Origin of the sequence: uncultured Sphingomonas sp. (genome assembly GCF_946477935.1) — a bacterium.
Lineage (GTDB): Bacteria > Pseudomonadota > Alphaproteobacteria > Sphingomonadales > Sphingomonadaceae > Sphingomonas.
The window spans coordinates 1-7,110 of sequence record NZ_CAMLAC010000191.1 but is presented as its reverse complement, the minus strand read 5'-3'; the positions used below and the strand labels follow the sequence as shown (position 1 = coordinate 7,110).

Sequence of the window (7,110 nt, the reverse complement as noted above, 5' to 3'; positions counted from 1 at the left end):
GCGTCACATACGGCTTCGCGGCTTGCGTCGCGACCGCCTCCAGCGTCACCGTCACCGCCTGCCCGTCCAGCAGCACTCTCGCCTCCTGCCGCGCCTCGCCGTTCAGACGGAACCCCGCCAGCGGCCCCGGCTGCACCATCGCCGTCACCGCCGTCGCCAGCGCCGCCGCTCCGGGCTGCTCGGCCGGCAACAGCGCCTCGCCCTCGCGCGCGATCAGCCCGGTATCCACGCTTCCCCCGACAAACGCCGGATGGTCGAGCGCGCGCACCAGAAAACCGGCATTGCTGCGTACCGGCCACACCGTCGCCCCCGCAAGCCGGTCGCGCAAGCTCGCCCGCGCTTCCTCACGCGTCTCTCCCCAGGCGATCACCTTGGCGATCATCGGGTCGTAATAGGGCGTAACCGTATCGCCCTGCCGCACGCCGGTATCGACGCGAATACCCGCGCCATCCCCCAGGTCGAAGGCCGCAAGCCGTCCGATCGACGGCAGGAAGCCCTTCGCCGGATCTTCGGCATAGAGCCGCGCCTCGATCGCATGCCCCCGGATCGACAGATCCGCCTGTCGGCTCGGCAAAGGCTCGCCGGCGGCCACGCGCAATTGCCATTCGACCAGATCGACGCCGGTGATCGCCTCGGTCACCGGATGCTCGACCTGCAACCGCGTGTTCATTTCCATGAACCAGATGCGATCGGCGCGCAGTCCTTCGCCCGCATCGGCAATGAACTCGATCGTGCCCGCGCCGACATAATCGACCGCCCTCGCCGCGCGCACCGCGGCGTCGCACACTGCCTCCCGCGTCGCCTCGTCCATACCGGGCGCCGGCGCTTCCTCGATCACCTTCTGATGACGCCGCTGCAGCGAACAGTCGCGCTCGAACAGATGCACCACCCCGCCATGCTTGTCGCCAAAGACCTGCACCTCGATATGGCGGGGCGACAGGATGTATTTCTCGATCAGCACCCGGTCGTCACCGAACGACGACGCCGCCTCGCGCCGGCACGAGGCAAGCGCCGCGGCGAAATCGCCGGGCGCATCCACCCGCCGCATGCCCTTGCCACCACCGCCCGCCACGGCCTTGATCAGCACGGGATAACCGACCGCCTCGGCCTCCCTCGCCAGGCGTGCCTCGGACTGGTCCTCGCCGAGATATCCGGGCGTCACCGGCACCCCCGCCGCGATCATCCGCGCCTTGGCCGCATCCTTCAGCCCCATCGCGCGGATGCTTTCCGGGTTCGGCCCGACCCAGGTCAGCCCGGCATCGATCACCGCTTGTGCGAAATCGGCATTTTCACTCAGGAAGCCGTAACCGGGATGGATCGCATCCGCGCCGCTCTCCTGCGCCGCCGCCAGGATGCGATCGCCACGCAGATAACTGTCCCGCGCCGCCGCCGGTCCGATCGCCACCGCGGTATCGGCCATCGCGACGTGCAGCGCACCCGCATCCGCCTCGGAATAGACCGCCACGGTGCGGACGCCCATCGCCCGCGCCGTGCGGATGACGCGGCAGGCGATCTCGCCGCGATTGGCGATCAACAGGGTAGAGATCATGGTCAGGATTCCAGCACAAGCGTGATCGCGGTGCCGCCCCGCAGGGCGATGGCATCCAGGATCACGGTCAGGATACGATCGAACCGCGCCCCCACCGCCAGGCGAGCGGCCGCGGCATGGCGCAGGCGAATGACAATCGGCGGATCGACCACGGCAACCAGCAGGTCGAACAGCGCATCAAGGCTGCCGCCATACCATTCGACGCCGGAGGCATCGCGGATACGGGCATGAAAATCCGCCTCGTCCACAATGCTTTCGCCGTCGATGCACAGGTCCATCGCCACGGCGCGCTACATCCGGAACACGCCGAACGCCGCCCGCTCGGGGATCGGGGCGTTCAGCGTCGCGGCCAACGCCAGGCCGAGCACGTTACGCGTCTGCGCCGGATCGATGATGCCATCGTCCCACAACCGCGCGGTGGCGTACCAGGGATTGCCCTCTTCCTCATATTTGGCCCGGATCGGCGCCTTGAAGGCATCCGCCTCCTCCTCGCTCCATCGGGCGGCATCGCGGTGGACCGTCGCCAGCACGCTGGCTGCCTGCTCGCCACCCATTACGCTGATCCGCGCATTGGGCCAGGTGAACAGGAAGCGCGGCGAATAGGCGCGCCCGCACATGCCGTAATTGCCCGCGCCGAAGCTGCCGCCGATCACCACGGTGATCTTGGGCACCTGCGCGGTGGCGACCGCCGTCACCAGCTTGGCGCCATGCTTGGCGATGCCCTCCGCCTCGTACCGGCCACCCACCATGAAGCCCGCGATGTTCTGCAGGAACAGCAGCGGGATACGTCGCTGACAGGCCAGCTCGATGAAGTGCGCGCCCTTTTGCGCGCTTTCGGAGAACAGCACGCCGTTATTCGCCAGGATCGCCACCGGCTGACCATGGATATGCGCGAAGCCGCACACCAGGCTGGTGCCGTATAGCGGCTTGAACGCATGGAATTCCGAGCCATCAACGATCCGCGCGATCACCTCGTGCACATCATAGGGTGCACGCACGTCCTTGGGGATCAGCCCGTACAGCTCCTCTGCCGGATAAAGCGGCTCGCGCGGCGCGGCCATGTTGACCGGCGCGGCCGTCTGCGGCGGCAGTGTCGCGACGATATCGCGCAACAGGGTCAGCGCATGCTCGTCATTCTCCGCGACATGATCGACCACGCCTGATCGCCGCCCATGCGTCTCCGCACCGCCCAGTTCCTCTGCCGAGATCACCTCGCCCGTCGCCGCCTTCACCAAGGGCGGCCCGGCGAGAAAGATCGTGCCTTGTTCGCGCACGATCACCGTCTCGTCCGACATGGCGGGCACATAGGCGCCACCCGCGGTACAGCTTCCCATCACGCAGGCGATCTGCGCAATGCCCGCCGCCGACATCTGCGCCTGGTTGAAGAAGATGCGCCCGAAATGATCGCGATCGGGAAACACCTCGGCCTGATGCGGCAGGTTCGCGCCGCCGGAATCGACCAGATACAGGCAGGGCAGCCGGTTTTCCGCGGCGATCTCCTGCGCGCGGAGATGCTTCTTCACCGTCAACGGGTAATAGGTGCCACCCTTCACCGTCGCATCGTTGGCGACGATCATCACCTGCCGGCCCGACACCCGGCCGATCCCGGCGATCACGCCCGCGCCGGGCACCTCGCCGCCATACAGCCCGTTCGCCGCCAGTTGCCCGATCTCCAGAAACGGCGATGCCGGATCGAGCAGCCGCTCCACCCGCTCGCGCGGGAGAAGCTTGCCCCGCCCGACATGGCGCTCGCGCGACGCCGCGCTGCCGCCCAGTCCGGCGGTCGCGACATCCGCGCGCAGTTGCTCGGCCAGCGCGCGGTTATGCACGGCGTTCGCGCGGAACCCTTCGGCCTCCGCCTGTACCGCGCTCGGCAACACCCTCATTGCGCGACCTTCGGCTTGGCCCCGATCAGCTCGCGGCCGATCAGCATCCGGCGGATCTCGTTCGTCCCCGCACCGATGTCGAGCAGCTTGGCATCGCGCGCGAAGCGCTCCACCGGCCAGTCCTTGGTATAGCCCGCGCCACCCAGCGCCTGGATCGCCTCCAGCGACACCTTTACCGCATTCTCGCTCGCCAGCAGGATCGCGCCCGCCGCGTCGAACCGCGTCGTCCGCCCCGCATCACAGCTACGCGCGACCGCATAGACATAGGCGCGGGCGGAATTGAGCGCGACATACATGTCCGCAACCTTCGCCTGGATCAGCTGGAACGTCCCGATCGCCTGCCCGAATTGCTGGCGCTCGCGGACATAGGGCACCACCACGTCCAGGCACGCCTGCATGATGCCGAGCTGGATCCCCGCCAGCACCGCGCGCTCGTAATCCAGGCCGCTCATGAGCACACCGACGCCGCCGTTCAGCGGCCCCATCACATTCTCCGCCGGCACGAAACAGTCGGTAAAGACCAGCTCGGCGGTCGGCGATCCGCGCATCCCCATCTTGTCGATCTTCTGCCCGATCGCGAAACCGGCCATGTCCCGCTCGATCAGGAAGGCGGTGATCCCGCGGCTCCCCTCACCCGTCTTGGCGTAGACGACCAGTGTGTCGGCATGGGCGGCGTTGGTGATCCAGAACTTGGTACCGTTGAGGCGGAACCCGCCCTCGACCGCCTCGGCCTTCAGCTTCATCGACACCACGTCGGACCCGGCCGTCACTTCCGACATCGCCAGGCTGCCGACATGCTCGCCCGAGATCAGCTTGGGGAGATATTTCGCCTTCTGCTCCGCATTGCCCCAGCGGCTGATCTGATTGACGCACAGATTGGAATGCGCGCCATAGGACAGGCCGAGCGAGGCCGAGGCGCGGCTGACCTCCTCGATCGCGACGACATGGTCCAGATAGCCCAGACCCAGCCCGCCATCCGCCTCGGCCACGGTGATGCCGTGCAGCCCCAGCGCGCCCATTTCGGGCCAGATGTCACGTGGGAACCAGTCTTCGGCATCCATCCGCGCGGCCAGCGGCGCGATACGGTCGATGGCGAAGCGCCGCGTCGCATCGCGGATCATGTCCGCGCTCTCGCCGAGCGCGAAGTCGAAATCGTCGATCATGGCCTCTCCGGGGCTGTAATTTTCTTTCGCTTCTAGCTTCAAATCGGTCTTGAGGGGAAGAGTGGTCTTTGTACGCTACCCGGCATTTCCCATTCAAATTTGCAACGCCGTTCGAAAACCGGCATGCGACTGCGATCCAGTGAGAGATGTGTACCCATGGCAACGCTGCCCGTAACGCCGCAAACCGGCGCCGATCTGACGGTCTGCGATCGCGAGCCGATCCATATTCCGGGTGCCATCCAGCCCCATGGCCTGCTGCTCGTCGCCGATCCCGCCACGCTGACGGTGATCGCGGGCGCCGGCGCCCTGGAGGAACGGCTTGCGCCCGACTGGCTGGGCCGCCCGCTGTCCGACCTGCTGGCCCAGGATATTTCCGCGCTCCTCGCCAACACCATGGTAGGCCCCGGCGCCACCCTCTCCGCGCAGCCGCTGACCACCGCCACCGAACGGTTCGAGGTTGCGCTGCACCGTGGCGGCGATCGTCTGCTGGTCGAGCTGGAACCCGCCGAGCAGGACGCACCCTGGGGTCGCGGCAGCGTGCTGCCCTGGCTCGACGCCGCCGCCACCACCTTCGAGCGGGCGAGCGACCTGCAATCCTTGTGCGAACGCGCCGCCGTCGCCTTCCGCGCGCTGACCGGCTTCGACCGGGTCATGGTGTACCGCTTTCTCGACGACGATGCCGGCCGCGTCGTTGCCGAGGATGTCGCGCCCGATATCGGCACCTTCCTCCACCACCATTTCCCCGCATCTGACATCCCCAAGCAGGCACGCGCGCTCTACGTGCGCAATCGCACCCGCGTGATCCCGGCGATCGATTATACCCCCGCCCCGCTCCGCCCGATCGGGTTCGAGACCACCGACCTGTCGGACGTGGGCTTGCGCAGCGTATCGCCCATCCACCTGCGCTACCTGAACAATATGGGTGTCGGCGCGTCGGCGTCGATCTCGATCGTCAAGGACGGGCTGCTCTGGGGCCTGATCGCGTGCCACAATGCCGTGCCGCGCCGCCTGTCACCCGCCACCCGGTCCGCCGCCGCGATGCTCGCCAGCGGTCTCGCCCGCCAGATCCGCGCCAAGGAGGAGGCCGACACCTATCGCGAGCGCCTGCGCCTGCGCGCCGCGGAGGACAGCCTGCTGCCCCGCATCGCCAGCAACGGAACGCTGCGCAAGGCGGTGGATGCCCTGTCGAACGAATTGTGCCAGATGTTCCACAGCGACGGATTCGCGCTGGTTCAGGGAACGAAAGTCGCCTGTCACGGCATTCATCCGGGCTCCTTCGACATTCAGGAACTGGCGCGCTGGGTCCGGGCGCGCGGCACCGGCGACCTGTTCGCGACGCACGAACTGGCGGAGCACGTGCCTGAGGCGGCCGATTACACCGACCGCGCCAGCGGCCTGCTCGCATTGCCATTGGTCGATGACGGCGCCGTGTTGCTCTGGTTCCGGGCCGAACAGGTCGAGGAAGTCGAATGGGCCGGCAATCCCCACAAGGCGGTCGATCTGAAGCCTGGCGAGACCCTGTCACCCCGCGCGTCGTTCGAAAGCTGGGTGGAAACGGTGCGCGGGCGCGCGCGCCGCTGGACGCTGGAAGAGATCGAGGCTGCCCACCGCCTGCGCCGTGCGTTGCACGACATCCACCAGACGCAGCGCCTGCGCACGCTGAATATCGAGTTGCAGCGGACGCTCGCCGACAAGGATGCGCTGCTTCAGCAGAAGGACGTGCTGATGAAGGAGGTGGACCACCGCGTCCAGAACAGCCTCCAGCTCGTCTCCGCCTTTCTGTCGCTGCAAAGCAAGGCGGCGAACGACCCCACCGTGCGCAACCATTTGTCGGAGGCGCAGGCGCGCCTGTCGGCCGTCGCGCTGGTCCATCGCCGCCTCTACCGCGACGACCAGATCCAGACCGTCGACCTCGCCCGCTATCTCGAGGAACTGGTCGGCGACATGAAGGCGTCGCTGGGTGCCGACTGGGCGCAGTCGATACGCCTGGACCTTGCCCCCGTGCTGATGCCCACCGACCGGGCGATCAACCTGGGGCTGGTGACGACCGAGCTGCTCATCAACGCCACCAAATATGCCTATGGCGGCGCGGCGGGTCCGGTCGCGATCACGCTCGAACAATATCGCAACCGCCTGCGCCTGATCGTCGCAGACGATGGCCGGGGCAAGATCGGCGAAGGCTCTGGCTTCGGCAGCCGCATGATGACCGCGATGATGTCCCGCCTGTCGGGGACTATCGACCATGTCGATAACCAGCCCGGCCTGCGCGTGATCGTCACCGCCCCGATCGAGGACCAGGCGGGATAGTGTGAGGGATGAGGAGCCGCCAGCAAGCGCAGCACTGCTTGACTACCCCTCACCCTCCCCACGGCTAATGCCGCGGGTCCCCTCCCTCTCCCCGAGGGGGAGAGGGCATCAGGTAAGCCCCGCACGAGAACCGGGATAGAACCGCGTGAACCCTCTCCCCTCCGGGGAGAGGGAGGGGCCCGCCGCGCAAGCGGTGGGAGGGTGA

At 67.4% G+C, this 7,110-nt stretch carries 5 protein-coding genes; 1 reads left to right on the top strand and 4 read right to left on the bottom strand.

All coding sequences use genetic code 11. The annotated features are described in order from the left end of the window. The 4 genes from Q0U08_RS15850 to Q0U08_RS15835 all read right to left on the bottom strand — a co-directional run. Positions 1–1,549, bottom strand: a 1,549-nt coding sequence (locus Q0U08_RS15850) for a biotin carboxylase N-terminal domain-containing protein (protein ID WP_298092523.1), incomplete at its 3' end; no start/stop codon positions are given. Positions 1,550–1,551: 2 nt separating this feature from the next. After that, the gene (locus Q0U08_RS15845) at positions 1,552–1,827 is read right to left on the bottom strand and encodes a barstar family protein (protein WP_298092524.1); all 276 of its coding nucleotides are present in this window, start codon (positions 1,825–1,827) and stop codon (positions 1,552–1,554) included. 12 nt (positions 1,828–1,839) lie between these two features. Continuing rightward, entirely contained in the window at positions 1,840–3,435 is a 1,596-nt protein-coding gene (locus Q0U08_RS15840) for a carboxyl transferase domain-containing protein (RefSeq protein ID WP_298092521.1), read from the bottom strand. Beyond that, positions 3,432–4,598: an acyl-CoA dehydrogenase family protein gene (locus tag Q0U08_RS15835; protein ID WP_298092519.1), complete on the bottom strand. Its 1,167-nt coding sequence runs from the start codon at positions 4,596–4,598 to the stop codon at positions 3,432–3,434. Before Q0U08_RS15835 ends, Q0U08_RS15840 begins: the two co-directional genes overlap by 4 nt. A 156-nt stretch (positions 4,599–4,754) precedes the next feature. Between Q0U08_RS15835 and Q0U08_RS15830 the strand changes: the two genes are divergently transcribed. Continuing rightward, entirely contained in the window at positions 4,755–6,905 is a 2,151-nt protein-coding gene (locus Q0U08_RS15830) for a histidine kinase dimerization/phosphoacceptor domain -containing protein (protein WP_298092517.1), read from the top strand. Positions 6,906–7,110 lie beyond the last annotated feature (205 nt).